This is a genomic window from Rothia sp. HMSC069D01, assembly GCF_001810135.1.
Taxonomy (GTDB): Bacteria; Actinomycetota; Actinomycetes; order Actinomycetales; family Micrococcaceae; genus Rothia.
In genome coordinates this window covers 251,472-277,008 of the sequence record NZ_KV800076.1, presented here as the reverse complement: position 1 = coordinate 277,008, position 25,537 = coordinate 251,472, and the positions used below count along the sequence as shown (strand labels likewise).

Here is a 25,537-nt window from a genome sequence, read left to right as displayed (position 1 = left end):
AAATACAATTTATTATAACACAACAATGGCATTGAAAGAGACGGAGATTCTTAAATAACTTCATGTGGCGCGAATCGTCAGGTCCTTAAGCAGGCCACCGGTCTGCTGCACCGCACCAAGTAGACCGGCGCGTACCGCCGTCCCAAACAGTGCTTCCCCACATATCAGATACAAAGACCCCGTGTCTTCTCCCCACACGGGGGAAGAGGACACGGGGTCATAAGCTAAAAAGTATTAGCGAGTGGGCTTAGCGCCGCGGCCACCGAGCTGGCGGCCCACGTTCTCATCGTTCTTCAGGGCGGAACGCAGTTCCTTCGGCAGGGAGAAGAGAATGTCTTCCTTCGCGGTCTCCACCTCTTCGATGGTGTTGTAGCCGTACTCGGCGAGCAGGGCCAGTACCTCCTGAACCAGAACCTCGGGCACGGACGCGCCGGAGGTCAGGCCCACGGTTGCCACGCCCTCGAACCAGGACTCGTCCACCTGGTGTGCGAAGTCCACACGCTCGGCACGCTTAGCGCCGTATTCGAGTGCTACTTCCTTCAGGCGCACGGAGTTCGAGGAGTTCGCCGAGCCAACCACAATGACCAGGTCAGCGCGCGGAGCAATCTCCTTGATGGCGCCCTGGCGGTTGGAGGTTGCGTAGCAGATGTCGTCCGAAGGCGGATCCTGCAGAGACGGGAAACGCTCACGCAGACGCGCCACGGTTTCCAGGGTCTCATCCACGGACAGGGTGGTCTGAGAAATCCAGACGACCTTCTCCGGGTTGCGAACGGTCACCTGATCCACCTCGTCGGGCGAGTTCACGATCTGGATGTGCTCGGGCGCCTCACCGGCGGTACCCTCGACCTCTTCGTGGCCGGTGTGACCGATGAGCAGGATGTCGTAGTCCTGCTTGGCGAAGCGCACAGCCTCGCGGTGCACCTTGTTCACCAGCGGGCAGGTCGCGTCAATAGTGTTCAGGGAGCGGTCGCCGGCTGCGGAAACCACCGCCGGGGACACGCCGTGCGCCGAGAACACGGTCACGGAACCTTCGGGAACTTCATCCACTTCATCAACGAAGATAGCGCCCTGCTTTTCCAAGGTCTCCACCACGTGGCGGTTGTGAACAATCTGCTTGCGCACGTAGACGGGCGCACCGTAGTGCTCCAGCGCCTTCTCAACAGCAATCACGGCACGGTCAACGCCTGCGCAGTAACCGCGCGGGGTGGCGAGCAGGACTTTCTTCTCACCGGTGACGGGTGCGGCGGCTTCAACGTCGGCGCGGCTGCGGCGCTCGCGGGGTACGGGCGGCAGGCCCAGGGCAATAGTTTCAGTGGACATGGTTACTATCCTACGTTGTTCGGACTTTTAGTGTGTGATGACTGTGGCACCGCTCGCAGGGCTACGTCCCAGGGCGATAAGGCGAATCAGAATACCGAGCAGTAGGGCGAGGATCGCCAGGACCAGCCCGTAGCTTGCCGCCGCCTGCAAGTGCCCGGTCAGTGACGGTGCAAGCTGGTTCCATGCCCCGGTAATCAGCGCCGTTCCGGCGGTGCTGTGGCTGGTAATTCCCAGGGTTTCAGGGCTCTGGCCGCCAAACCAGGCTGCGGCGCCCCAGCCCAGCAGGGCGTAGAGCAGAGCCGTGACCACCGGCACCAGGATGCGGTGCCTGGGGGCCAGCAACGTAGCCAGCAGCAGGCTCAGCGCCGCAATGATGGTCAGTGGCATGGTGGACTTGCCCAGCGCGGCGGCACGGTTAATGCCGGCGTGCAGGAACCACTCCTGCTGGTTGTTGCCGTCCTTCAACCGGTCAATATTGAGGGTTTCAGGGCCGAGCTTCGTCAGGTCCGGGTCGAAGGAGCCGATAGAGCCGACCTTCGCATCCAACGCACGGTAAAAGGGGGTGAGCACAATGACGGCGGGACCGTCCTGGTGTTCGAGGTTGTAGCGGCGAGTTTCCTCGGCTACTTCCTTCCAGAGGCTTCGATATTCTTCAGTTTTTGACAGCTCAGCCGCGGAACGGTTGAGCAGGGAACGTATGCCGTCTTGTGTCGGCTTTACAAGAATGGAGTATAAGCCGCTTTGTTTGGTGCCGTCGAGGAAGGTTGTCATAGCTTCGGAGTTCATGAGGTCTTCGACCGCACCGTCCGCGATGCGCGAAGCAAGCTGCGAATCCTCCGCCAGGCTGGAGGAAATCTGCGAGAAACCACGCTCTGACATGAGCTTGGAGTTCACCCAGGCACCCGCGGTTGCACCCAGACCGGTCACCAGGGCAAGGGCGCACAGCACAACGGTCAGGAACCTCCGCAAGCCCGCCGCGAAGGGAGGCTCGGGGGCGGCCTGCAACTCAGCCTTGGTGGGGGTTGCTGTGTGACCGAGCATGCGGGTAGGCTGCAGCAGGGTCGTGTCTTCATCCGCCGTATAGTAGCCGCCCGTGTAATAGCCGTCTGTGCGGGTAATCCGGGTGTCGACGATTCGGGTCGCGTCCGCCGGGTAGTTGTGCGCGCCAGTACCCGCCGCTGACGAAGCCGCGGCGGTGTTGAGGGCGTTGTTCTGATGTGCTGACTGATCGGGTGAGCGCATGAGCCTAGGGTACCCGCTCACGGTGTTCAAAGCCGATTCGGACCCGCAGAATGCGCCAGAAGCTAAGTTCTGCCTGCACTGTGTGCAAGCTACCCGAGTCGCCAGGCTGACCTGTGCGCAGGCGCATAACCGACCAATCAGGGACAATAGAAGGCATGAACTTCTACAACCCCTCCGCAGCGCAGCCGGCACCCGCGCTAGTCGTGCCGCCCGTGCACGAGCGGCAGCTTCCCGGGAAGTCTCAGGAAACCACCGCCACCAACCCCTGGCCCCTCGCCCTGCTCGCGCAGAACCTCAAAAACTATGTAGACAAGGTTCCCGAGCTCTGGGTGGAGGCGCAGGTCGCCTCCCTCAACGGCCGCGGCGGCAACGTCTTCATGGAGCTCAAAGACCTCAACGAAGACTTCTCCTTCACCCTCGCGCTCTTCGGGCGTGCCGGTAGCGGCCTGGCGGCTGATGTGACCGTAGGCGCTCGCATCGTCACCCGCGCCAAGCCGAGCCTGTGGAAGAACGGCAAGCTCTCCCTCATCGGCAAGGAAGTGTACGCGGTCGGCACCGGTAACCTGCACGAGCAGCTGCAGCGTCTGCGTGAAGCTCTCGCCGCCGAGGGGCTGTTCTCTGACGCGCGGAAGAAGCCGCTACCCATGCTACCGAACCGTGTGGGTCTGATTACCGGTCGCGATTCTGACGCGGAGAAGGACGTTATCCGTAACGCCTCCCTGCGCTGGCCCGGCGTGGTCTTCGAGGTGCGCAATACTCGCGTTCAGGGCGAGGGTGCGGCGGCTGAGGTCATTGCGGCTCTCGCCGAGCTGGACGCCCACCCAGAAGTGGATGTCATCGTCATCGCCCGAGGCGGCGGCTCCTTCGAAGACCTGCTGCCCTTCTCTGAGGAGGCACTCATCCGCGCCGTCGCGGCAGCCACCACCCCGGTGGTCTCGGCAATCGGTCACGAGGCGGACTCCCCCATCCTCGATGCGGTCGCTGACCTGCGCGCCTCCACCCCGACCGATGCGGGTAAGCGCATTGTGCCCGATATTTCGGAGGAGACCGCCCGCATCACCGAGGCGCGCGCCCGCCTGGACCGCGCGGTGCTCGGCTACGTGGGCATGCAGATGAACTACATTGCGCAGCTGCGTAGCCGCCCGGTGCTCACCCACCCGGAGTCTTCCCTGCTCATGCGTGTGGAGGAGCTGAGCCAGCTACGCGAGCGCGCTCACCGTTCGGTGCAGCACCGTCTGGAGCGTGAGTCGGCTACCCTGTCGCACACGTTGGCGCGGGTGCGTTCGCTCTCGCCTGCGCAGACGCTCAACCGCGGCTACTCCATCGTTCAGGATGCCGCGGGCGCTATTGTGCGTGACGCTTCGGCACTGAGTGCGGGCGAGCAGATTACGGTGCGCGCGGCGACCGGTTCGGCGCAGGCAACCGTGACTTCTACGGACCCCTCGAACATCTCCTAAACCTCGATACCCCTAACGTTTTACCCCTAGTTTTATCTCTAGTTTTTACCTCTGAAAGGTTCCTCAATGAGCGAGAACATTAGCTTCAACAGCGCCGAACTGGGCGCCCCCGTCGAAACCCTCGGCTACGAGCAGGCGCGTGCCGAGCTGGAGCAGGTTGTGCGCCAGCTGGAGTCCGGCGCCAGCGATCTGGAGACCTCTATCGCCCTGTGGGAGCGTGGCGAGGCGCTTGCCGCCCGTTGCGAGGCGTGGCTGCAGGGCGCGCAGGAGCGCCTGAACGCGGCACGCGGCGCACAGCAGGGCAGTCAGGAGAGCCCGGCAAACTAAAGCCATTTCCAGCACCCGCTCTGGCACATCCGCGAAGCCGCTAAAAATAGCCTGCCCCACAGCTCATCAGAACTGCGGGGCAGGCTATTTCTATCTGTCACAAGGCAGAGGCGGGAAGGCTAGTGCTTCTGCTTGTAGTCAGCCATGAAGTTACCCAGGCGCTCCAGGGCGCTGGTGAGGGTCTGCGTATCGGGCAGGAACACCAGGCGGAAGTGGTCCGGGTCCTTCCAGTTGAACGCGCGGCCGTGGCTGAAGAGAATCTTCTGGCTCTTGAGCAGATCCAGGGCGAACTGCTCATCGTCGGTAATGTCGAAGCGCTCAACATCAATCTTCGGGAACAGGTACAGCGCGCCGTCCGCATTGGTGCAGCTGATGCCGTCAATCTCGTTGAGCATCTTGTGCGCCAGGGTGCGCTGCTCGTACAGGCGGCCGCCGGGAACAATGAGCTCGTTAATGGACTGGTAGCCGCCGAGCGCGGTCTGGATTGCGTGCTGTGCCGGGACGTTGGAGCACAGGCGCATGGAGGCAAGCAGGTGGATGCCTTCCAGGTAGCTCGTTGCGTCCTTCTTGGGGCCGGTAATAGCGACCCAGCCTGCGCGGTAACCGCAGACGCGGTATGCCTTGGACAGGCCGGAGAAGGTCAAGCAGAGCACATCATCGCCGGTCAGAGAAGCCATGTTGATGGCTTCTGCGCCATCGTACACAATCTTTTCGTAGATTTCGTCGGAGAACACAACCAGACCGTGTTCGCGTGCCACGTCCACGATCTGCTGCAGGATTGCACGCGGGTACACAGCGCCGGTGGGGTTATTCGGGTTAATAACCACGATGCCCTTGGTGCGCTCGGTAATCTTCGACTTGATGTCTTCAATATCCGGGTACCAGTTGTTTTCCTCATCGCAGAGGTAGTGCACGGGCTTGCCGCCAACCAGCGCGGTGGATGCGGTCCACAGCGGGTAGTCAGGCATGGGAACCAGGATTTCGTCGCCGGTCTCGCACAGTGCCTGCAGGGTCATCGGGATCAGCTCAGACACGCCGTTGCCGAGGTAGACGGCGTCGGTGTCGAGGTTCATGATGCCGCGGTTCTGGTAGTGCTGCACAATGGCGGTACGTGCCGAGTAGAGGCCGCGGGAATCGGAGTAGCCCTGGGTTTCAGGCAGGTGACGAATGATGTCCATCATGATGGCATCCGGCGCCTCAAAGCCGAAGGGGGCGGGGTTACCAATGTTCAGTTTGAGGATGCGGTGGCCCATCGCCTCCATGCGATTGGCTTCATCCAGAATGGGGCCGCGGATGTCGTACAGGACGTTGCTCAACTTTGAGGACTGACGGTACTTCGTCATGATGATTTACTTTCTAGGGTGATCCAAAATGAATTGTGCTGCGTCATCATCTGCGATGGGGTTGGAACCGCTAGTCAGACGCAACAGGAACGAGAGGTTACCCGTGTCTAATGTAGATGATACGCGGTTAATTGCCGTCCGGGCGCTATCTGGCAGGGTACGACGGATAATGGGCACCAGCTGCTGCTGCAAAAGTGCCGTTGAGGGGTCTTCCAGGGTGACCAGGCGGTTATCGTCAATTGCCGAGTCGCAGCTGTGCAGCAGGGTCACCTGCACGGTGTCTGCGGTGAGGGCGTTGACGCGCTCGGCGGGGTCGTCCTGAATCTTCGGGTCGTGCACGCGGTAGCGGTAGAGGCTACGCAGGGAATCCACGCCGTAGGTGCCACTGGAGTACCCGGTCGGAATGGAGAACGCCAGAGAAGACTGCACCTCACGCAGGTGCGCGAGGGAGTTGAGCTTGTGGCGGGCACTCACGGCGCGGGTGGTAACCAGTACATCCTTGTTGGTGGCGTGGGCGCCGTTGAGGAGCATGAGCTCTTCGGGCAGAATGCGCGAGATGGCGTTGGTCATGTCGGTGGTGCTCATGGCGCGCAGGTTGATGGGGTCTGCGGAGCGGGTGGAGCTTGCAGTGGGGCTTGCGGTAGCGTCCGTAGCATGCGCGGAGGCGGTGCTCTCCTCCGCGGTGGGGGTAGCTGCCGAGGGCAGGGTCACGCCTGCCGCTTGAGCGGAGGCACTCACGGAGGCGGCGATGCGTTCGTTCTGCGCGGCGGCGGGGCTGATTTTGCCGTCGTCGGTCAGGTAGAGCAGCAGGTCTCCGCTGTAGTCGATGACCAGGTCCAACGATTCAAGCGCGGCGGCGGTGCTGCTTTCCTCATCGTCGGGCAGAGTTGCGGTAGGGGTGGCTGAGTTAGCCGAAGGAACCATGAGCCCGCGCAGGGCGGTAGCGCGGCTGTTCTCGGTGTCAACAAGTTCAACGGAGTAGCCAACCTGTCGCAGGGCGCGCGCGTACACGTGCGCCACGGCGCGCATCTCACGCAGGGCACCGTAGCCGATGCGCAGAGTACCGTAGCTGGATGCGGAAGGGTCCACCTGCGGGGTTGCGTCATTATTCCCGCAGGCGGCGAGCAGCGGCATGAGCGCCAGGGAGGTGAGCGCCGCACGGCGGGTGAGGGTTAGTCGGTTCATTAGGGAAGCTTCCGTGCGTTTTCATCGGCAAGAAATTCGCGGTATTCGCGTGCCCAGCTAGCGGCGTTGGAGTAGCCCATCATGGAGGCTACCTCGTCGATGAGGGTGCCGTAGCGGATGGTGTCTAGCTCAGCGATGGGTACCCAGCGTGCAGTGTCGGAGGAGCCGTTGATTTCGTGGCGCAGTTCGCCGGTGACAATGTGGGCACGGAAAACCACCCGCAGGGCGCAGAAGGGTAGCGCTTGCGGGTCTTTCTGGGTGGAGCGCACAGGGAAGTGTCCGGCGTGCACGCCCAGAATGTCTTCAATGGCGACGCTGTAACCGGTCTCTTCGAGGGTCTCTCGTAGCGCGGTTTCGTCGGCCTGTTCACCGGGTTCCATGCCGCCACCGGGCAGGGACCAGAGGGGGCTGAGCGCGCGGTCTTCGGGCACCCAGCGGGTCATGAGCAGCTTGCCCTGCTCGATGATGACTGCGTAGGCTGCGGGTCGGGTTTCCATTGCTAATGCCATGGTTTGATTTTACCGTCTATCGTTCTTTAGCGTTTCTTGCCGCGGCGTGCGCTGGCAGCTTTGGCGGACTGTCGAGCGTGCTGGCGCGCGTTACCGTTTTTCTTGGCGTTGGCGCGCTTTTTATCGCGTGCTTCGCGGCGGGCGTTGGCGGCTCGCGCCTTCGCTTTTTCCTTTGCCTTTTCAGCGGCGATGCGTTCGGCGCGTGCCTGTCGGGTTTCGCTACCGCGGTCACTGGTTGCGGTGCGGCCACGCACAATACCGATGAAGTCCTGCAGGAGCGCTTCGAGCTCTTCGCTGCGCGGCTCACCCTTGGGAGCACGCGGCCAAACCAGGTGCACCGGGTAGAGGTCCAGGCCCGCAACGGGGCGGTAGGTGAGGTCCTTGCGGTGGTAGAAACGCGCAATGGACATGGGCACAATGTACAGGCCCACACCGGCGGCAACCAGCTCGATGGTTTCTTTATCGTTCAGGCCCTCGGGCACGATGCGACCGGCACTCTCACGCCATGCGCGGGAGACTTCCTCATAGGCGGGAATATCGGAGGCGGGCTGCAGCAGGAACTCTTCAGCAAGCTCCTCCACGGGCACCTCATCAAGCACGGTGAGCACATGGTCCACCGGCAGAATGACCACGGGCAGCTCCTCGTAGAGGCGGATGCTATGGTACTTTTCGCCGTCGGTGCTTGCCGGTTCGCGGTCGGGGCGCACAATGCTCATGTGTGCGAAGGGGTTCTCGGGTACGTCCTTACGCTCAATGGGGGCGTGCTCGGTAGCCTCAGCGCTAACCTCGGCGGGCGCCTCGGAGGCAGTTTCTTCCGCAGAGTTGAGGGCAGGGTCAATCAGGCACAGGTCCTGATGCAGGGAGTCCAGGCCGCGCGCCTCACGCACGGGTACCTCCGCCAGCTGCACACGGTCGCCGAAACGCTCGTGCCAGCGGTTGAACCACTTACCGGGCATAATCGCCGGCACGTAGCTAACGCGCAGCACGGAGCGCTGCAACACGGGGATGGGCAGAGCCTCCGGGGTCTGGATCATCGCCAGCTGCTCGGGATGCAGGTACACGCGGGCGGGGGCCTCGGTGGGCGCTTCGCTTTCTACCTGGTCGGTAGCGTTTTCGGGCGCGCTCTGCTCGGGGTCGATTGCGGTGAGGGCAGAGTCGTTGACGGGCTGCTCTTCGGGGGTGCCTGCGGTGGAGGATGCGGATGAACTCATCCCTCCACGCTAGCACATCTTGGACGGGGGTATTGAGGGCAGGTGAGCGGGCTCAACCCGGCGAGATAGTGCACCTATCCCCCGCTGAAGGTAGGACTAGTTCTCGGCGATGTTATCCGCAGTGTTCTCAACGGTTTCGCGATTAATGCGGCGTTCGCGCAACTGAGCCACAATGACCATCACCGTAATAACAATGGCAAGGGCGAGGGGGAACATCCACGGCTCCAGGCCGAGGGCCGCAAGAATTGCGAAGCCGATGGTGGTGTAAATACACGCCCACATGAAGGTTCCAACCAGCATCGCGGGAACCCAGCGGCGCAGAGGCATTTTCGTGAAGCCGGTCGTGATGATGACCGCGGTTTGCAGGCCCACGGTGAGAAAGCAGAGGGGCACAGCAATAACGCCCCACCGGTTAATCAAGCGGCGCGCTTTACGGTAGAGGGGGCTGTCCATGGCTTTGCGGATGCGGTCGAGGCGGGCGCCGCCTTCAGCAGCGAGCGCGCCAAGAGCGTACACGATGCTGGTGCGGACGATACCGACCACCCACATGAAAGCTAGGGCAACCTCAATCGGGAGTGCGTCAAACCATTCTTTCACCCGGCTATTCTCTCATGAGTGGGCGATATTGACCTGATTGAAGGTTTTTTGAGGCTTCTTATTCGACTTTTGGAGGGGTCAGAAAATTTTTTTAAATTTTTTCAGCCGGGGGTTATTGCCCTTTGTCGCCTGCAATGGCGCGGATTTCACTTAGGACAACCTTAGTTTATTGACAGGCTGTCGCTATTTTCAGCTTGTCACCCGCACGGGAATTAGGATATATTTTTATTACCGAATAAGGCAGGTCTTGTGGGAAGGCCTTCCTAATCGGTCTAGAAGACTTTCTTCCTGTGTGTGATGCTAGAAAAGGAACCCCGCTGATGGGGTTCCTTTTCTTTTTATTCGTTCCTTTCCAGAGGCACATTCCCAGCAAAACAAAACCCCGACAGTACGAACTGTCGGGGTTTTATACACATATCTAGGACAAGGTCTACTTCTTACCCTGATTCTTGTCCTGGCGGTGCAGAGCACTCAGCGGCTTGGGCAACTGAACCGGGTTCCAGGTGTTGCTCACCGCCTCAAAGGAGGAGCCAGCACCGGGGTGACGGTTCGTCGAACGAACACCACCGGTTACCGTAGCACCGGTCGAAAGAGCCGAATCGTTCAGCGAGGCGATATCCAGCGCATCGAACTCGGAATCGTCCAGGACATCCGGCAGAGGAATCTCTTCGGGAATCGGCTGAGCGGGAGCCTGAGTAGCAGGTGCCGCAGGTGCCTGACGGACGGGCGAACCGTCACGCAGAGCCTGGCGGGCCACCGGCTGATCCGGGTGAATTACCGGCTGCTGTGCGGGAGCCGCTACCGGCTGCACAGGTGCCTGAGCCTGAGTAGGCTGAACGGGCTGAGCAGGCTGAGGCGCTACCGACTGAGCGGGAGCCACAGGCGCCTGAGCATGCTGTGCAGGCTGAGCAGACGGCACGGGCTGAGTGTGCTGGGGCTGAGCGGGCTGGCTCGGAACAACCGGAGCCTGAGCCACCTGAGGCTGTGCAGCAGTACGCGGTGCACTAGCAGAGGAAGCAACAGAACCGCTCTCCTGGTCAAAGAGCACGCTACCGCGGCGAATCGGCTGGAAGCGGCTCGGACGCTGCTGGCGGCGCTCCTGACGGTGACCTGCGGGCGCCTCCGCCGGGCGGGCAGAACGGGCAGGTACGGTACGAGAAGAATGAGCAGGTGCCGCAGCAGGCGCTTCCGCACGAGGAGCCGCCTCGGGAGCCTCATCGGAGGACTCCACCGCAATGTGCGCACGGCTCGGGCGTGCCGTCTCACGGCTCACGTTGCGGACAGTAGTCTCACGGGTTGCGGGGCGAGCCTGATGTGCAGGCTCTTCGACAGCTTCAGCTTCCGGCGCTTCAGTATCCTCTACAGGCTCAGAAGCGTCATCGTAAGCTTTTTCGTCGTCAGACTCTTCATACGCCTCAGCGTTGTTATCCTCGGCATCTTCTGCTTCTGCCTTGGCGTGGCGCTCATCGCGGTTCGCCTTAATCTGGTTGCTAAGAGACTCCAGCAGACCAAAACGGCTTACAGCCCACGCACCACCGGCAAGAATCAGGAAGAGAACAGCCCAACCCCACGCCAGCACACCAAAGAGCGCCAGAAGACCGGTCACCAGGGCAAGCACGCCCAGACCAGCCGCAACCAGCAGGGCGATACCGCTCAGGCTCGAGGTATCAAAGTAGGACAGCGGCGAGGGCTTCGACTCCTCCACCACCGGAATCTCATCGGTGTAGGGAGCAGTCGGGGAAGAATCACGAATCTGCGAAATAGAAGCCGTATCCGGGGCAGGCTGAACAGCATCCTCTACGGCGTGAGAGGAACGGGAAGAAGCCTGTGGAAGAGCAGAAGAGGGTAGGGAGGTACCCGGCGCCACCGCATGATCGGAAGACTGGTACGCCTCCGACTCATTCAGCAGCACGCCTGCAGAGGCGAGAATGTCCTCAGCGGTACGCTCGGCGCTAATCAGGGGACGCTCGGGCTCCACGGAGGGACCAGCGGGCGCGCGACGGAGGCTCCTGGGCACAAACCACAGCAGCAAAATCACGGTCAGAATTACCAACACACCGGAGGTGTTCAAAAGCGTCATATTCAGGTCGCCCTCTATCGTCCCTTTATCCCTAGACTTTAATCATACCCTTATATTCCCAATGCTTTCCATAAGCGGCAAGAATCGGGCTGGATATGCGCATATACCCCAGAAGGAATATGCGCACTACGACGTCGTTGCGTCCCTGCACAAGACACACTCTGGACCCTCACCCAGTAGCACGCCACGCACATAACGGACACGAACGACGCAAAGGAAGGCGCCCTCCCTCAGGGCTAACGCCCCACCAGAAAGAACGCCTTCCTCAGCGTGGTTGGTATTTATCGGTTGCCCTCATCAGAGAGCGAATGCAGAGTAATTAGCAGTTCTCTGCGACAAAGTCCTTCAGCCATGCGCGCAGGTCGTCACCGAACTCGGGACGCTCAGCAGCAAGAATAACGTTTGCCTTCAGGTAGGACAGCTTGTCACCGGTGTCGAAACGGCGGCCGGAGAAGACCACACCGTAGACGCCTTCGCCTTCGCCCTCACCCTGAGCCAGGGTCTGCAGAGCGTCAGTCAGCTGAATCTCGCCGCCGCGGCCCGGAGCGGTGTTCTCCAGAACCTCGAAGACCTTCGGGCTCAGAACGTAACGGCCGATCACAGCGTAGTTCGAGGGAGCCTCATCAGCAGCGGGCTTCTCAACCAGACCGGTGATCTTCACGAAACCGTCTTCGCCCTCAACAGCCTCAATAGCAGCTGCACCGTAAGCGGAAATAGCCTCGCGGGGGACCTCCATCAGAGCAACGACGGAACCGCCGGTGCGCTCCTGGACCTCCACCATGCGGGAGAGCAGGTCTTCCTTCTCATCAATCAGGTCATCACCGAGCAGAACAGCGAATGCCTCATCGCCAACGTGGCGCTTTGCGCGCAGAACAGCGTGGCCCAGGCCCTTGGGGTCGCCCTGACGCACGTAGTGCAGGTCGCCGCCCATCTCATTGGTAGCTACCACAGAAGCGAGCAGAGCGTCCTTACCCTGCTCAGCGAGCTGCTGCTCCAGAACGGGAACGCGGTCGAAGTGATCCTCGAGAGCGCGCTTGTTACGGCCGGTAATCATCAGAACGTCATTCAGACCGGCACGGATTGCTTCCTCCACCACGTACTGAATCGCGGGGCGATCAACGACGGGGAGCATTTCCTTGGGGGTTGCCTTCGTGGCGGGCAGGAATCGGGTGCCCAGACCAGCAGCAGGAATAACTGCCTTAGTAACAGACTTAATTTCAGTAGCCATGCCACAAGAATACCCTAAGTTGTAAAGTACTTAAGCTGATTTATCGACACTATGACGTGAAAAAATCTTCAACGTGACTAACTACATATCGGTGAAGGTACATTCTTCGGGTTGTAGAGAAAATACGTTCCTCGAAACCCAATGCTATTTTCTGCAATCCCTATACTAAAAAGTAGATTCTATAGCCCAGCAGAGTAGGTTGCTTTTTGCCGCCCATAAGGATGTTTTCACCCCACCTCGGAACGCCTCTCAACGCGGAGGCACCACGACTCAAACCAGCCAAACTAGGCCATAGAGCCACTCTCCTCCACCCCGCATAAGACCTCACCCGCAAAGACGATGGGACACACCATGCCTCTCAATACCGCAGCCGCCACCAGCAACTCCGATACCGGTGCCAGCGCAGAAGATATCTCCCTGGATAAAGACATTCTCCGCTCTCAGATTCGCCCCCGCCGCCTCACCGCACGCAGCCACCGCGGCGAACACGACCAGCAGCAGATAGCTGACCTTTTCACCCACCACATTCTTGAAGCGGTCGCGCAGCGCCTCCACTCCCCCGGCACCATTGCGGCATACCTGCCCACCAAGTCCGAACCGCCCATCATCGAAGCACTAACCCGCCTGCACAAGGACGGACACCGCATCCTCGTGCCCGTCGTGCGTCCCGGCCGCAAACTCGCCTGGGTGCACTGGGATCCCGCCGTCGAGCACCCGCTCAGCCCCATGGGAATCCCCGAACCCGAAGGCGAAGAACAGGACGAGCGAGCCTTCGTGAACGCCGATGTGCGCCTCGTCCCCGCTCTCGCCTTTGATGCTGACGGGCACCGCCTCGGTCAAGGAGGCGGCTACTATGACCGCATTATCCCCCTGCTCAGCGCACAGCAGCTGAAGGAGCAGAGCATCGGCGTGGTCTTTGCCGATGAAATTTATGAAGCTATTCCCTACGACCAGTGGGACGCTATTCTGCCAGTCATCCTCACCGAAGAAGGCGTTTTCCGCACCTCTCAGCAGTCACCGATGTAGCCGGTTGACCAGCACCGCCCACCTCCTGATTGACACCCCAAATCTTCATGCAAAAGCTCAAAGATATGCAGGAACACACGACCAAAATCGCTCAGGAAAAAGGCAAAAAGAAACCAAAAATAGCTTTTTGAGAAGAAACCGCAAATAGCCCAGAGCGTTTCAAAAGCGGTACACTCAAACCACTGTTATTAAACCCGCTCAACGAAAAATCGATACAGAAGGACAATATGCCGGTCTACGTTTACCAGTGCAAGAATTGCAATCACGTCTTTGAACAGCGCCAGTCCTTTAGCGACGATGCACTGCGCGTCTGCCCGCAGTGCGGCGAAGAAACCCTGCGCAAGCGCTACAACACCGTCGGCGTGACCTTCAAGGGTTCCGGCTTCTACAGCACCGACAAGGGCAACTCCTAAACGGGGTTCCACACCAGCCAAAAGAGGGGCGGGGCAACACAGGTTGCCCCGCCCCTCGGCGTTTAAGAAGCACTCCCGGTACGGATGCGCTACACGATATTGTTACCCCAGTGCGGAGGACGCTGCTGACGCATCCATTCCAGACGCTCACGCTCCTCCGGGGCCAGCGGCTGCGCGGAAGCGGTCGCCTTCTTGGTACCGGCCTTCTGGGGGTTCTGTTGCTGAGCACCGGTTTTCTTCGCGGAAGCACCCGCGGCAGACGAGGTACCCGAAGCCACCACCGGAGGCGTCGTCACACCCACCAGCAGAGGCTCAGCCCCGCTCACCGAGCCGCCGCCGCTCACGCGGCGGTGTCCACGGCGAGGCTTCGGCGTTGACGAATAACTAGCCACGAACCTCAGCATCCTCGTCCATATCCAGGTAGTGCAGCACGCGCGCCACCACGGCGTCCGGATCAGCAAATACTTCCAGGGTGCCCAGCGTAATGTAGTTCCAGCCCGTGCGGCTCAGACGCTCCGGCACCAGGCGGGTACGCTCACGCACCGAAGCACGCGCATAATTCGGCTCACCATCGGAGCACGCCACCAGCGGCATAGCCGCCGGAACACTCGGGTTCGAAGAGACCACGGGAGCCACACCCAGCGCGGGAACCGGCTCAGCCGCCAGCTTCTCCGGGGCGTGCGCAATCAGAGCGATATCGCCCTCACCGCGGGTCACACGCACACCGCGAGCCTGCAGACGCGCCACCAAATCGTTCAGCAGCCAGTCGCCCAAATCCGGGGTGTCCGCGTCGTCGACGGCCAAGAACGCGTTACGCGGCAGGGTCTCCGGCACGCGCTGTGCCTTCGCTTCCACCTCTTCACGCGCCTGACGTTCCGCGTGTTCACGCAGCAGGTGGTAGAAATCCACCGCGCCATGATGCAGCTTCTGCGGGTCCAGCTCGGAGGGGTCAATGCACGAGACAATGCGCAGGGCACGGCGTGCACGAGTCAACGCCACCACAAAGCCCTGGCGACCGTGCTCAGCAGACAGCTGACCCAAATCGTAGGACGCCTGACCCAGGCGGGCACGACCCACACCCAGGGAGAAAATCACGGTATCGCGTTCGAGGGTCTCGGCGCGGGTCAGGTCGACCACGCGGAAAGACTCTTCACCAGCGGCGAAGAACGGCCCCAGCTGCGGGTACAAGCTCAAGGCATGACGCACCGACTCAGCCACACGCTGAGCGTGCTTCGGGCTAGCCGTCACAACCGCCAGCGAACGGTCCGGGGTACGGTAGGCGTGCTCCAGTACCAGGTTTGTCACGCGCTCCACCTCAACACCGGGCGAATCCAGGTTCGCGTTATCGCTCACTTTACCGCGAGTATCAATGTACTCAACGGTCAGCGAACCGGCAGGCTGGGCGGAGGCGCGGCTCACCGGAGTCGCATGCAGCTGCGAACCGTAGAACTCACGGTTCAGGTAGTCGAGAATCACCGGGTCCATGCTGCGGTGCAGCATCGCCAGGGTGCGGTTGGGCAGTACGGTAGCGAGCACGTCGAAGGTGCTGTCCAGTTGCTCGTCGGTCGGCTCGGGAGCGCCGAAAGTCGGCGCAGACACGATGAACGGCGAGGGGTAACCCGAGTGCGGGTCGCCCAGGGCAATCACCTGGTCGGCGCGGGTAATCGCCGGCAGGTTCGCCGCCAGCGGGGTCGACTCGGAGTCCAGCAGCAGCACCGTATCAAAACGCATGGAGGCGGGAACCTTACGCGCAAGGGCGAACGGGCTCGCCGTCCACAGCGGAAACAGGGTACGCGCCATGACCGGGGCGTGAGTCAGCAGCTCTTCGAGCACGAACTCGTAGCCGCGCAGCTGGCTCTTCAGGTACGCCGCCTGGTCGTGCTCAGACTCAATACGCTCGGTCCACACGCGCGCAACCTTCGCCAGCAGACGCGCCGGGGCGCTGGTCATGTGGGCGTAGTCGGCACGGCGGAAACGGGACTCCGTATCGCGCAGGCGGTCGCCATCCAGCAGCTTACCCTCGTGATGCTGCAGCAAGAACTCCAGGGCAGACTGCCACCAGGCAAGCTCCAGCTCATCGGAAACAACCTCAGTCGGAACCTGACGCGCGTACAGGTCATCGAGCAACTCCGACAGGCCGCGCTCACGCAGCTTCTGAGTCAGGGCGTCACGCTCCGGCAGGGTCATGAGCAGCACGCGGTCCGCCATGAGGGCATCCAGGCGCGCATCCAGAGCATCCAGGTCGGTGCGCACGAAGTCGGTGCCCTCAATGGTATCCGCAAGAACAATACCCAGACCCGCCAGCTCAGACACCAGAGAGTTCAGGGCTGCAGCCAGCTGGTCCAGGTTCTCCGGAATCTGCGGGGTGCGGGGCGCCTCAATGTGGCGAATCCACTCGGCACGCTCAGCCTGAACCACCTTCAGCTGCTCGTGCAGGTCACCGATATTCACGCCGGGCAGGATGTATTCCTTCGCCGCACGGCGCAGGCGGGAACGCTGCATACTGCTCATCTCGATGCCGTTCTCACGGCGCCACGAACCGGAGGCAGTCGCCGCAATCAGGTCGGTCACCGGGCGGTCGTAGACATCCGCACGGAAACGCTTGAGCGTCTCACGGATACGCATCAGAATCGCCAGCTGCGACTCCCACTCAGCGATGGTGCGGCCGCGGCGCAGACCCAGCATGGCGCTGGTCTGGTTCATCGCCTCACGCAGGTTCAGCAGGGAGGACTTGAGGGTAATGACCAGGGCGTACGCCTCGGCGGCTTCCTCGTCATTGACCAGGCGGGCACGGTACCACGGGGAGGTGCGCGAAGCCGCCGCAAAACCATCAATCTCACCCAGACGCACCAGCTCGGCACGCACCTGCTCACGCTCCAAGAGCGAATCGAGCATAGGGCGGTCAAAACGCACGCGGGTTGCCGGGCCGTCCTCGGAGGCGGTCAGCTCAGCCAGACGCTGCAGCGCCGAGTAGACAGAAATCTGCCAGTTGGCGTCCTTGTTCAGCAGGGCACGAGTGTGGTCGAGCAGCGCGGCACGGGTCGCCACAAGCTCTTCGTTCAGGTCCTCAGAGTTAGGCTCTTCGGCGCCCTCATTACGCACGATTGCGCGAATGAACTCGGCGCGCTGAGCCTCAGCATCGTGCTCGGCAAGCAGGTCGTAGCGCAGGCTCTCAATACCGGTGCGCTTGAGCAACGCCGAGAATTCAGCGAGGGTGGAGCGCTTCTCGCCCACCACGAGCACGGATTTACCGCGACCCATCAGGGCGGATGCAATATTCACGGCGGTACGCAGCGGCTCGGTGCCGGGCGCCGCAGTGATGGTGAAGGAGAATCCGCTGACCGCGGTGTCGACAATTTCCTGGGCGTTCGCATCCGCGTCCAGCAGGAGCATTTCCTCTGCCGGGTCACGCTGGTCCAGGGGCGGCTGCAGGTTGTGGGCGTTGAGCTCGCGCGGCTTCACGCCGGGCACCTTCAGCGCCGCCAGGTCACGAACCAGCGGGGTGATGGCGGTGTGCGGCAGCTCGCCCAGGCTTTCCTTCAGGTCAGCAAAAGTGGAGATAAAGTACTTCGACTCGATGGTCATGCCCGGAATACGGCCTGCTGAGGCGCGCATACGTTCAATGACCGGCTCGGGGTCCAGACGGGACATGGAGTTCGCCAGCTGCGCCACATCCATGGTGCCCAGGTCGATGCCGTATTCCTGCTTGATCTGTCGGACCATCGCCGGGTTCAGGCGTGCAGAACCGGCGAGGCGCAGCTCGAAGTCGTCGTCCTTCGGGTGCGGGGTGATGCTCAGCGGCGCCATGAGAATCGGCGCGATGAAGCGCTTCTCGTAGGCGGCAGCATCCTCGCGGGTGTCGTGCGACAGCCAGGAGGCGGTACCCGCCACGAAGTAGCCGGAGTCCAGGCCGTGGTCGGTGGCGAGTTCGTAAATCTTGGTGCGCAGGGTGCGTGCGGAACGCATGCCCGCCTCCAGCTGCGACTTGTCGCGCAGAATCGTGGAGAGGCGGGTCTTACGTCCGGCGAGCAGCTGTGCCAGGCCGGAGGGGTTCGCCTCGGACAGGTCGATGTGCACGTAGTCGACCTGGTTGAAGTCGAGCATCGCGTCGGGACCGGTGTAGACGTCCATCTGTTCCGCCCAGCGCTCAAGCCCCGCCGAGGGGTCAAAGTCCTCGTGGGCGGGGTTCAGGTGTGCGGGCAGCTCGGCGATGTTGATTTCGTCGGCTACTTCGTGGGTTTCCTCTGCTGAGGTCGCGGCGGCTGCGGCGGGCTGAGCGGTATCAGCCGGGGCGCCGGGTGCGTGTTGCGCGTCGGTAGGCTCGGGAATCTGGTTCACGTCGTGAGTGTCCTTGTGGGTCAGTGCGGTGTACGTTTGCGCGTACACACCGAAGATGGTGGTTCTTCCGGGGTCCTCTGCCCGGTGTGCCTCATGCTGTGTTTCAAGCGGGGCGGGTGTCAGTGCGCGCCTGCGTGCTTAATGCGCCGATGTGCTTAATACGCCGGGTGCTTACTTCGACCACATTGCGATGTTGGCGACGAGCAGCACTACGGTCACCAGTACGTAGAAGACCAGGGCGGGCAGAAGCGCCCAGCGGTACTTGGGCGCCAGCTCGCCTTCCAGGTTGCCGAAGCGCAGGGAGCGGAAGAGGAAGAAGCTCAGAATCGCGCCGGGCAGGTTACCGATGATGACCAACAGAATGGTCAGGTACAGGGCGTAGGCTCGTTCGGTGCGTTCGTTCTCTGCACCCGCGAGCTTGAGGGTGCCGCCCAGCAACAGGCTGAGGCATGCGTTCAGGAATGCCACGGTGAAGAAGGGAATCTTCAGGGCTGCTTGGAAGTCCATCTGGGAGTTCGCTGCACCCAGCACAATCCACAGCAGTAGCAGCGCGGGGATGATCATGAGGTACCAGAACAGGTACTTACGCATCTTCTCGGTGTTTTCGATGAGCGCGAAAATTGCGGTCACTGGGTGTCTCTTTCAGATGGTCTCAGGCGGATTCGGTCGGATTCAGGAGGAGTGAGTGAAGGAGCAGGTGGGCACAGTAATGCCTTATCAGGCGTCGGTTTCATCCCCAGCGTTGAGGGCGTCATCCACCTGGTCCTGTAGGGATTCGCGGCGCTCATTCTCAACGTGTTCAATGTAACGGCGCACGATGTAGTCCAGCAGCACCGACAGCGCAACAAAAGAGTAGTAGGGCTTACGCTGGGTGCTGATCTGGGTGGGGGTCGTCTGGTAGTGCAGGGAGTACTCGGCGTGCGAGGACATGTAGTTCACACCAATGGCGGTCACCGCAATCATGGGGATGCGGCGTAGCGCCAGCATCTTAATGTGTTCGCGCATGTTCTCGGTCTGACCGGAGAAGGACACAATGATGACCACGTCGTCCTGGGTCATATTGTTCATGGCGCTTTCGAACTCATTACGTGCCGGGATGACCTGGCAGAACTTACCGCAGACCTGCATGGACTTGGTAAATTCCTGCACAGCATTGCGCTGAGCGTAGCCGGTACCGAAGCAGTACACAGTGCGAGCCTCATGGATGCGCTTGAGCAGTCCGCTCAGCTCCATGTGCTCGAGGTAGTCATAGGTGCGCTGAATGTCTTCGCGGCCGCTCTCAATGAACCGCGGGTTGAAGGGTTCGCTGCGGTTCAGAGAGGACTTAATGAAGTACTTCAACTCAGCAAATCCGGAGAAGTTCAGCTTCTTCGTCAGGCGGATAATTGAGCTGGTCGAAGTATAAGTTTTATGTGCCAAAGAGTTGATCGTTGACTCCGCAACGAACTCTTCATTTTCTAGCATGAATGCCAAAATTTCCCGTTCAGTTTCACTGAATCGGTGCTGGTTCGCATTCACGACGTCTTGTAAATCCACTCAAAGCTCCTGAATCCGATGGTGAGCAATATATAAATAGTACACGCTCTAGGGTCATCGGCCAGGGTGGGCGAGGTTGGTCGTCTCTCACTTTGGGTGGGTGCCTCGTGCAGATTTGAGTCCGGGTGCGAGCCTGGATACAGCTTCGCCGGCGGCATCGGTGTTATCCGATACCGCCGGCGAAGTCTATACCTTATGAGGCGTTATGCCGTCAGACGGTTGAAAGCTGATTCCTCTTAGGAGAGGGTCTTAGCTTCGTTCACCATGGTCTCGAAACGCTCGCGAACCTGGGGAACGTCCATGCCGACGATGACCTGGAATGCCTTGCCCTTGCGGACGAGGCCCAGAGCACCTGCATTCTTGAAGTCTGCATCCGAGGGGCTGACGAGGGACTCATCAGCAACGGAGACACGCAGGCGGGTTGCGCAGTTGTTCACGGTGGTGATGTTCTCTGCGCCACCGAGCAGTTCGAGGAAGCCAGCTGCACGGGGTGCGTAGAGGTCGCCGTCAGCGGACTCAGCAGCTGCGCCGCCGTTCTTCTCAGCAGCCTTAGCTGCCTTGTACTCTGCCTTGCTGTAGAGCTTGGTCTCGCCGCCGTCTTCTTCACGACCGGGGGTCTTGAAGTCAAACTTCAGAATCATGAAGCGGAAGATCAGGAAGTACAGGACGGTGAAGCACAGGCCCACACCAATCTGCATGAGGTAGGTGCCGGAGTGGTTTGCCCACAGCGGGATCCAGTTCTGGAACAGGAAGTCGAGCAGACCGCCACCCATGTAACCAACCAGACCCAGCTGGTACATGATTGCTGCCATGGATGCTGCCAGGATTGCGTGGACCAGGAACAGCGGGGGTGCAAGGAACAGGAAGGTGAACTCGAGGGGCTCGGTGATACCAATCAGGATCGCGGTGAGGCAGACGGGGATCATCAGAGCGAGAACTTCCTTGCGCTTCTCGGGACGAGCAGTGGTGTAGAATGCCGCTGCGATACCGATGGGTGCAAAGACCTTGGAGTTACCGTGCAGTGCGAAGCCGCCGCCGGGGAACAGTTCCTTCAGGGGCTTGTCGCTCTTTGCGAACTCGGTCAGGTGGGTCGGCCAGTCCTTAGCAATACCGTTCGGGGTAACAACATTACCGAAGACGAACGGGGAGTAGATAAAGTGGTGCAGACCGGTCGGAATCAGGAAGCGCTCGAGGAAGGTGTAAACCCACACGCCGAGTGCGCCGGATGCGATGAAGAAGCCCTGCAGGGAGGAGATGCCGTGCTGAGCGTAGGGCCACAGCCAGGAGAACAGGAATGCCACGGGCATCATCAGGAAGAAGCAGACGCCGTAGACGTACTGGGAACCCTGGAAGATACCGAGGAAGTCGGGCAGCTTCTTGTCGAACCAGCGGTTGTGTACCCACACCACGATTGCGGAGATGATGATTGCACCGAAGATACCGGTGTCCATGGTCTTGATACCGGCGATCATCTTCAGACCGGTACCTGCCGCACTCTCAGAGATGTCGGTGGTGTAGTCCAGGTCGAAGAAACCGGTGCCGCCCTTGCCCCATACCTTGAGCATGGCGCCGACGAAGTAGTTGAAGGTCAGGTAGACCATTGCAGCTTCCATCACTGCACGTGCGTTAGCGGTCTTTGCCAGTGCAATGGGCAGACCGATCACGAAGAGCAGTTCCATCTGGTTGAAGACGGTCCATGCGCCGGACTCCCAAACGGACCAGAAGTGGTTCCACGCGCTTTCCTTGTCAGCAGCGAGGGGAATCAGGTCGCCGTTCTGTGCAATGATCGCAATACCGACCGCGAGGCCAGCGAATGCGAAGAGAAGAACGGGTGCCAGCATGGCAGAGCCGAACCTCTGTACTTTTTCCATCATGAGGCTATACGCCCTTTCGGGTTGTCGAGTGAGCGGACGCAGGTGCCGGCGATCGTTGCCGGTCTGCGGTGGCAACGCCGTATCTTTATACCCTCAAACGAAAGTATATGAGACGGGTGCCACATATCCTGCGTGCGCTAAATGCCGAATGTGTTTTAGACAGAAACAATAATGCCAGGTCATACCTGCCCACAGGTACCAAAACTGTGAGTTTTGAAAGAGTTTTTCAGAACCTGAAACATATCCCGGCACTGGTTAAAAATACTTGCTGCAGATGAGACTTTTTCCCTATTACCTAGCGCACAGAATCGATAGCATAAACAGTGCACCCATAGAGGTCAGAGTGCATAAACACTCACCACCTCAATACGCGGTGCGCATATCATTCTTCAACCTCACACATACCCCGGACTTAATACATGCGCTTCCTCACCCTCAATACGCACAGCTGGTGCGAAATCCACCAGATTGCCAAGATCCGTACCCTCGCCAAGTTCATCATTGAACAGCAGGTGGACGTCATTGCGTTGCAGGAAGTCAACCAGCTCACTTCCACCCCCGTGGTGAAGGAGCCCCTCAACTACCGCGGCGGCGCGGGCATTCCGGTCCGCGAAGACAACTACGCCCTGCTGCTCGTACAGGCGCTCAACGAAATGGGCGCCACCTACGAGTGGACCCTCACCGAAACCCACATCGGCTGGGACCGTTACGACGAATGCGTAGCTATCCTCTCACGCCTGCCGATTCGCGGCATCAAGCCCATCAATATGTCCCCCGGCTACGGCTACCACCAGGTGCAGCGCCGCGCAGCACAGGCAACGCTCATCGAAACTGAGACGGGCACCTTCTGGTGCGCTACCACCCACATGTCCTGGTGGGACTTCGACGGCGAGCCCCTCTTCGCGCAGGAATACGCACACCTCTCGCAGGAGCTTGCCGAGTGCGCCCGCACCGCACCGGTACTGCTCGGCGGCGACTTCAACTCCGCAGCACATCTGAGCAATGAAGGCTACGCGCTGGTCACCTCCAGCGGCATGGTGGATACCCGATCCCTAGCGGAGCACACCGACGGCGAGAACACCGTCCACCGCGAAATCGCCGGCTGGGAAGGTAGCACGGATGCCAAGCGCATCGACTTTGTCTTCGCTGACCGCCTGGTCGACGTGGTATCCCACGCGGTTGTCTTCCGTGACAACTCCCCCGAGGCGATCTCCGACCACAGCGGCCTGCTGCTAGAGATTGACCCCTCCAGCTGGGCGCCGGAGAGCCTCCTTACGCCCCTCACCAGCCAGTCCTAAAGGGGCATCAGACGTTAGCCGCCCGCAGAGCGGCACCACACAACACTCATCCATACCAAGGGAAGGAAGAACAATGACGACCCAGACCCAGTGGTGGCAGGAACCCGTTGTCTACCAGATTTACCCCCGCTCCTTCAACGACTCCAACGGCGACGGCATCGGCGACCTGCCCGGTATCACCGAGAAGATTCCGTACCTCGCCGACCTGGGCATTCAGGTGCTGTGGCTCTCCCCCATCTACGCGTCCCCGAACGACGATAACGGCTACGACATCTCCGACTACCGTGCCATCATGACCGAGTTCGGCACCATGGAAGACTTCGACAAGCTGCTCGAAACCGCGCACGAGCACGGCATCAAGCTCATGATGGACCTGGTCGTCAACCACACCTCCGACGAGCACGAATGGTTCAAGCAGGCACGCTCCTCCAAGGACAACCCCTACCGCGACTACTACATTTGGCGCGACCCCAAGGGCTTCGATGAGGACGGCAAGCCGATTCCGCCGAACAACTGGATTTCCTGCTTCAGCCCCTCCGTGTGGGAATGGGACGAGGCGACCGGCCAGTTCTACCTGCACTACTTCTCCGTCAAGCAGCCCGACCTGAACTGGGAAAACCCGAAGGTCCGCGAAGAGGTCTACGACATCATGCGCTTCTGGCTGGACAAGGGCGTGGACGGCTTCCGCATGGACGTCATCAACCTAATTTCTAAGGACCTCTCCTTCCCCGAGGACCCGGCAGTCCTCGCTGGCGGCCTCGACAACTGCCTGGCTGTCGCAGCGAACGGCCCGCGCGTGCACGAATTCCTGCAGGAGATGAACCGCGAGGTCCTGAGCAAGTACCCGGTCATGACCGTGGGCGAAACCCCCTGCGTGACCGTGGACGACGCCGCACTCTACACCGGTTTCGACCGCAACGAGCTGCAGATGGTGTTCCAGTTCGAGCACATGGACGTAGACGCCTCCGAAGGTGGCGTGACCGGCAAGTGGTCCGACCGCCGCTTCAACCTGGTTGACCTCAAGAAGGTCCTCACCCACTGGCAGGAGGGCCTGCACGGCCGCGGCTGGAACTCCCTGTACTGGAACAACCACGACCAGCCGCGCACCGTCTCCCGCTTCGGTAACGACTCCCCCGAGTACCGCACCGTCAGCGCCAAGATGCTCGGCACCGTGCTACACCTGATGCAGGGCACCCCCTACATCTACCAGGGTGAAGAGCTGGGCATGACCAACGTCTTCTTCGACGATGTGAAGGACTACAACGACCTGGAGATTCACGACTCCTGGCGCAAGTACGTTGAAGAGTCGGGCCGCGTCTCCGCGGAGGACATGCTTCGCTACATCAGCGCCTCCGGCCGCGATAACGCCCGCACCCCCATGCAGTGGACCGCTGGCGAGAACGCAGGCTTCACCTCCGGCACCCCGTGGCTGAAGCTGAACCCGCGCTACACCGAAATCAACGCGGAGGCAGAGCTCGCTGACCAGGATTCGGTGTTCTACCACTACCGTGACCTGATTAGCCTGCGCCGCGAGCACCCGATTGTCCTGACCGGCGAGTACCGCCTGCTGGATGAAGAGGATGACCAGGTTTACGCCTACCTGCGCGTGAACTCCGATGAGGACGCCGCCGCAACCGGCGAGCGCGCCCTGCTGGTCGTTGCGAACTTCACCGATGACACCGTTCAGCTGAACTACGCGGGCGGCAACCTGGATTCGGTGGTGCTGACCAACTCGCAGGCACTCTCTCCGACTGAGCTGAAGGCAATCGAGAACACCCCGAAGCTGATTAGCTCGAACTATCGCGATGAGAACCGCGAGTTCACCGACGAGGGCACCCTGCTGCGCCCCTACGAGGCGAAGGTGTACCTCTTCGGTAACGCCAAGTAGCCGTACCCCACTCATACTGTGCGAAGGGGGACCAGATACAGACATTCCGGTCCCTCTTCGCCCTATACTTCAATCACAGACAAAATTTGTTCCTCTTTTCGGCTGGATGGCCGGTATAGAAAGGCAATTATGAGCAACTCCGAGGCATACGAGGTTCCCTCCTACGAAGGCCGCCAGTGGTGGAAGGAAGCCGTGGTGTACCAGGTGTACCCCCGCTCCTTCAACGACGCTAACGGCGACGGTATCGGTGACCTGAAGGGCATCACTGAGAAGCTGCCCTACCTGGCTAAGTTGGGCATCAACGTCATTTGGCTCTCCCCCGTGTTCGACTCGCCGAACGTGGATAACGGCTACGACATCTCTGACTACTTCGCCATCATGAGTGACTTCGGCACCATGGAAGACTTTGACGAGATGCTTGAGACCGCTCACAAGCACGGCATCAAGATCCTGATGGACCTGGTCGCAAACCACACCTCCGATGAGCACCCCTGGTTCAAGGAGTCCCGCTCCTCTAAGGACAACCCCTACCGCGACTACTACATTTGGAAGGACCCGAAGGGCTTCGACGAGGACGGCAACCCGATTCCTCCGAACAACTGGGCGTCCGAGTTCGGCGGCCCGGCGTGGGAGTGGGACGAGGCGACCGGCCAGTTCTACCTGCA

At 60.7% G+C, this 25,537-nt stretch carries 21 protein-coding genes; 7 read left to right on the top strand and 14 right to left on the bottom strand.

From position 1 onward, the window contains the following. Window positions 1–234 precede the first annotated feature (234 nt). A complete protein-coding gene (locus HMPREF2710_RS01230; protein WP_012903115.1) occupies window positions 235–1,320 on the bottom strand; it encodes a 4-hydroxy-3-methylbut-2-enyl diphosphate reductase in 1,086 nt (361 codons plus the stop codon). A gap of 27 nt (window positions 1,321–1,347) precedes the next feature. After that, window positions 1,348–2,562 carry a dehydrogenase gene (locus HMPREF2710_RS01225; RefSeq protein ID WP_070599094.1) on the bottom strand — a complete coding sequence of 405 codons (1,215 nt, stop codon included), beginning with the start codon at window positions 2,560–2,562 and terminating at the stop codon, window positions 1,348–1,350. Between the two features lie 155 nt (window positions 2,563–2,717). Between HMPREF2710_RS01225 and xseA the strand changes: the two genes are divergently transcribed. Then, a complete protein-coding gene (xseA, locus tag HMPREF2710_RS01220) occupies window positions 2,718–4,019 on the top strand; it encodes an exodeoxyribonuclease VII large subunit (RefSeq protein ID WP_070599092.1) in 1,302 nt (433 codons plus the stop codon). A 66-nt stretch (window positions 4,020–4,085) separates the two neighbouring features. Then, on the top strand, window positions 4,086–4,346 hold the full coding sequence (locus HMPREF2710_RS01215) for an exodeoxyribonuclease VII small subunit (RefSeq protein ID WP_070599091.1): 261 nt from the start codon (window positions 4,086–4,088) through the stop codon (window positions 4,344–4,346). Window positions 4,347–4,465: 119 nt separating this feature from the next. Here the strand turns inward: HMPREF2710_RS01215 and HMPREF2710_RS01210 are convergent, their stop codons facing one another. The 7 genes from HMPREF2710_RS01210 to galU all read right to left on the bottom strand — a co-directional run bounded on the left by HMPREF2710_RS01210 (window position 4,466) and on the right by galU (window position 12,499). Beyond that, window positions 4,466–5,689 (bottom strand): pyridoxal phosphate-dependent aminotransferase, encoded by a 1,224-nt coding sequence (locus tag HMPREF2710_RS01210; protein ID WP_070599089.1) that lies wholly within the window; start codon window positions 5,687–5,689, stop codon window positions 4,466–4,468. Window positions 5,690–5,695: 6 nt separating this feature from the next. Next, the gene (locus tag HMPREF2710_RS01205; RefSeq protein WP_070599086.1) at window positions 5,696–6,874 is read right to left on the bottom strand and encodes a glycine betaine ABC transporter substrate-binding protein; all 1,179 of its coding nucleotides are present in this window, start codon (window positions 6,872–6,874) and stop codon (window positions 5,696–5,698) included. Next, a complete protein-coding gene (locus HMPREF2710_RS01200; RefSeq protein ID WP_005505097.1) occupies window positions 6,874–7,371 on the bottom strand; it encodes an NUDIX domain-containing protein in 498 nt (165 codons plus the stop codon). The genes HMPREF2710_RS01205 and HMPREF2710_RS01200 overlap by 1 nt, the downstream gene beginning before the upstream one ends. A gap of 38 nt (window positions 7,372–7,409) precedes the next feature. Continuing rightward, window positions 7,410–8,594, bottom strand: coding sequence for a LysR substrate-binding domain-containing protein (locus HMPREF2710_RS01195; protein ID WP_096741048.1), 1,185 nt, complete (start codon window positions 8,592–8,594; stop codon window positions 7,410–7,412). Window positions 8,595–8,690: 96 nt separating this feature from the next. Next, window positions 8,691–9,191, bottom strand: a complete 501-nt coding sequence (locus HMPREF2710_RS01190; RefSeq protein ID WP_049363258.1) for a DedA family protein — start codon at window positions 9,189–9,191, stop codon at window positions 8,691–8,693. 430 nt (window positions 9,192–9,621) lie between these two features. Beyond that, entirely contained in the window at window positions 9,622–11,271 is a 1,650-nt protein-coding gene (locus HMPREF2710_RS01185) for a hypothetical protein (protein ID WP_070599084.1), read from the bottom strand. 319 nt (window positions 11,272–11,590) lie between these two features. Beyond that, a complete protein-coding gene (gene galU / locus HMPREF2710_RS01180) occupies window positions 11,591–12,499 on the bottom strand; it encodes a UTP--glucose-1-phosphate uridylyltransferase GalU (RefSeq protein ID WP_012903104.1) in 909 nt (302 codons plus the stop codon). A 351-nt stretch (window positions 12,500–12,850) separates the two neighbouring features. Between galU and HMPREF2710_RS01175 the strand changes: the two genes are divergently transcribed. Next, window positions 12,851–13,525 (top strand): 5-formyltetrahydrofolate cyclo-ligase, encoded by a 675-nt coding sequence (locus tag HMPREF2710_RS01175; RefSeq protein ID WP_138187167.1) that lies wholly within the window; start codon window positions 12,851–12,853, stop codon window positions 13,523–13,525. A gap of 227 nt (window positions 13,526–13,752) precedes the next feature. Next, window positions 13,753–13,938 carry an FmdB family zinc ribbon protein gene (locus HMPREF2710_RS01170; protein ID WP_005505091.1) on the top strand — a complete coding sequence of 62 codons (186 nt, stop codon included), beginning with the start codon at window positions 13,753–13,755 and terminating at the stop codon, window positions 13,936–13,938. An 89-nt stretch (window positions 13,939–14,027) separates the two neighbouring features. Here the strand turns inward: HMPREF2710_RS01170 and HMPREF2710_RS01165 are convergent, their stop codons facing one another. The 5 genes from HMPREF2710_RS01165 to HMPREF2710_RS01145 form a co-directional block, all read right to left on the bottom strand. Beyond that, window positions 14,028–14,330 (bottom strand): hypothetical protein, encoded by a 303-nt coding sequence (locus HMPREF2710_RS01165; RefSeq protein WP_096741047.1) that lies wholly within the window; start codon window positions 14,328–14,330, stop codon window positions 14,028–14,030. Continuing rightward, window positions 14,323–18,324, bottom strand: a complete 4,002-nt coding sequence (locus tag HMPREF2710_RS01160) for a DEAD/DEAH box helicase (RefSeq protein ID WP_070599080.1) — start codon at window positions 18,322–18,324, stop codon at window positions 14,323–14,325. The genes HMPREF2710_RS01165 and HMPREF2710_RS01160 overlap by 8 nt, the downstream gene beginning before the upstream one ends. 123 nt (window positions 18,325–18,447) lie before the next feature. Next, window positions 18,448–18,906: a hypothetical protein gene (locus tag HMPREF2710_RS01155; RefSeq protein ID WP_012903100.1), complete on the bottom strand. Its 459-nt coding sequence runs from the start codon at window positions 18,904–18,906 to the stop codon at window positions 18,448–18,450. 87 nt (window positions 18,907–18,993) lie between these two features. Further along, entirely contained in the window at window positions 18,994–19,794 is an 801-nt protein-coding gene (locus tag HMPREF2710_RS01150; RefSeq protein WP_231840311.1) for a MurR/RpiR family transcriptional regulator, read from the bottom strand. Between the two features lie 254 nt (window positions 19,795–20,048). After that, complete coding sequence (locus HMPREF2710_RS01145) at window positions 20,049–21,686, bottom strand: alpha-glucoside-specific PTS transporter subunit IIBC (protein WP_070599077.1); 1,638 nt, start codon at window positions 21,684–21,686, stop codon at window positions 20,049–20,051. Window positions 21,687–22,105: 419 nt separating this feature from the next. On the opposite strand from HMPREF2710_RS01145, the gene HMPREF2710_RS01140 reads away from it, so the two are divergent. The 3 genes from HMPREF2710_RS01140 to HMPREF2710_RS01130 form a co-directional block, all read left to right on the top strand. After that, on the top strand, window positions 22,106–22,984 hold the full coding sequence (locus tag HMPREF2710_RS01140; protein ID WP_070599076.1) for an endonuclease/exonuclease/phosphatase family protein: 879 nt from the start codon (window positions 22,106–22,108) through the stop codon (window positions 22,982–22,984). 73 nt (window positions 22,985–23,057) lie between these two features. After that, window positions 23,058–24,872: an alpha-glucosidase gene (locus tag HMPREF2710_RS01135; RefSeq protein WP_070599073.1), complete on the top strand. Its 1,815-nt coding sequence runs from the start codon at window positions 23,058–23,060 to the stop codon at window positions 24,870–24,872. 129 nt (window positions 24,873–25,001) lie between these two features. Next, a partial coding sequence (locus tag HMPREF2710_RS01130; protein WP_246822839.1) for an alpha-amylase family glycosyl hydrolase occupies window positions 25,002–25,537 on the top strand: 536 nt, incomplete at its 3' end.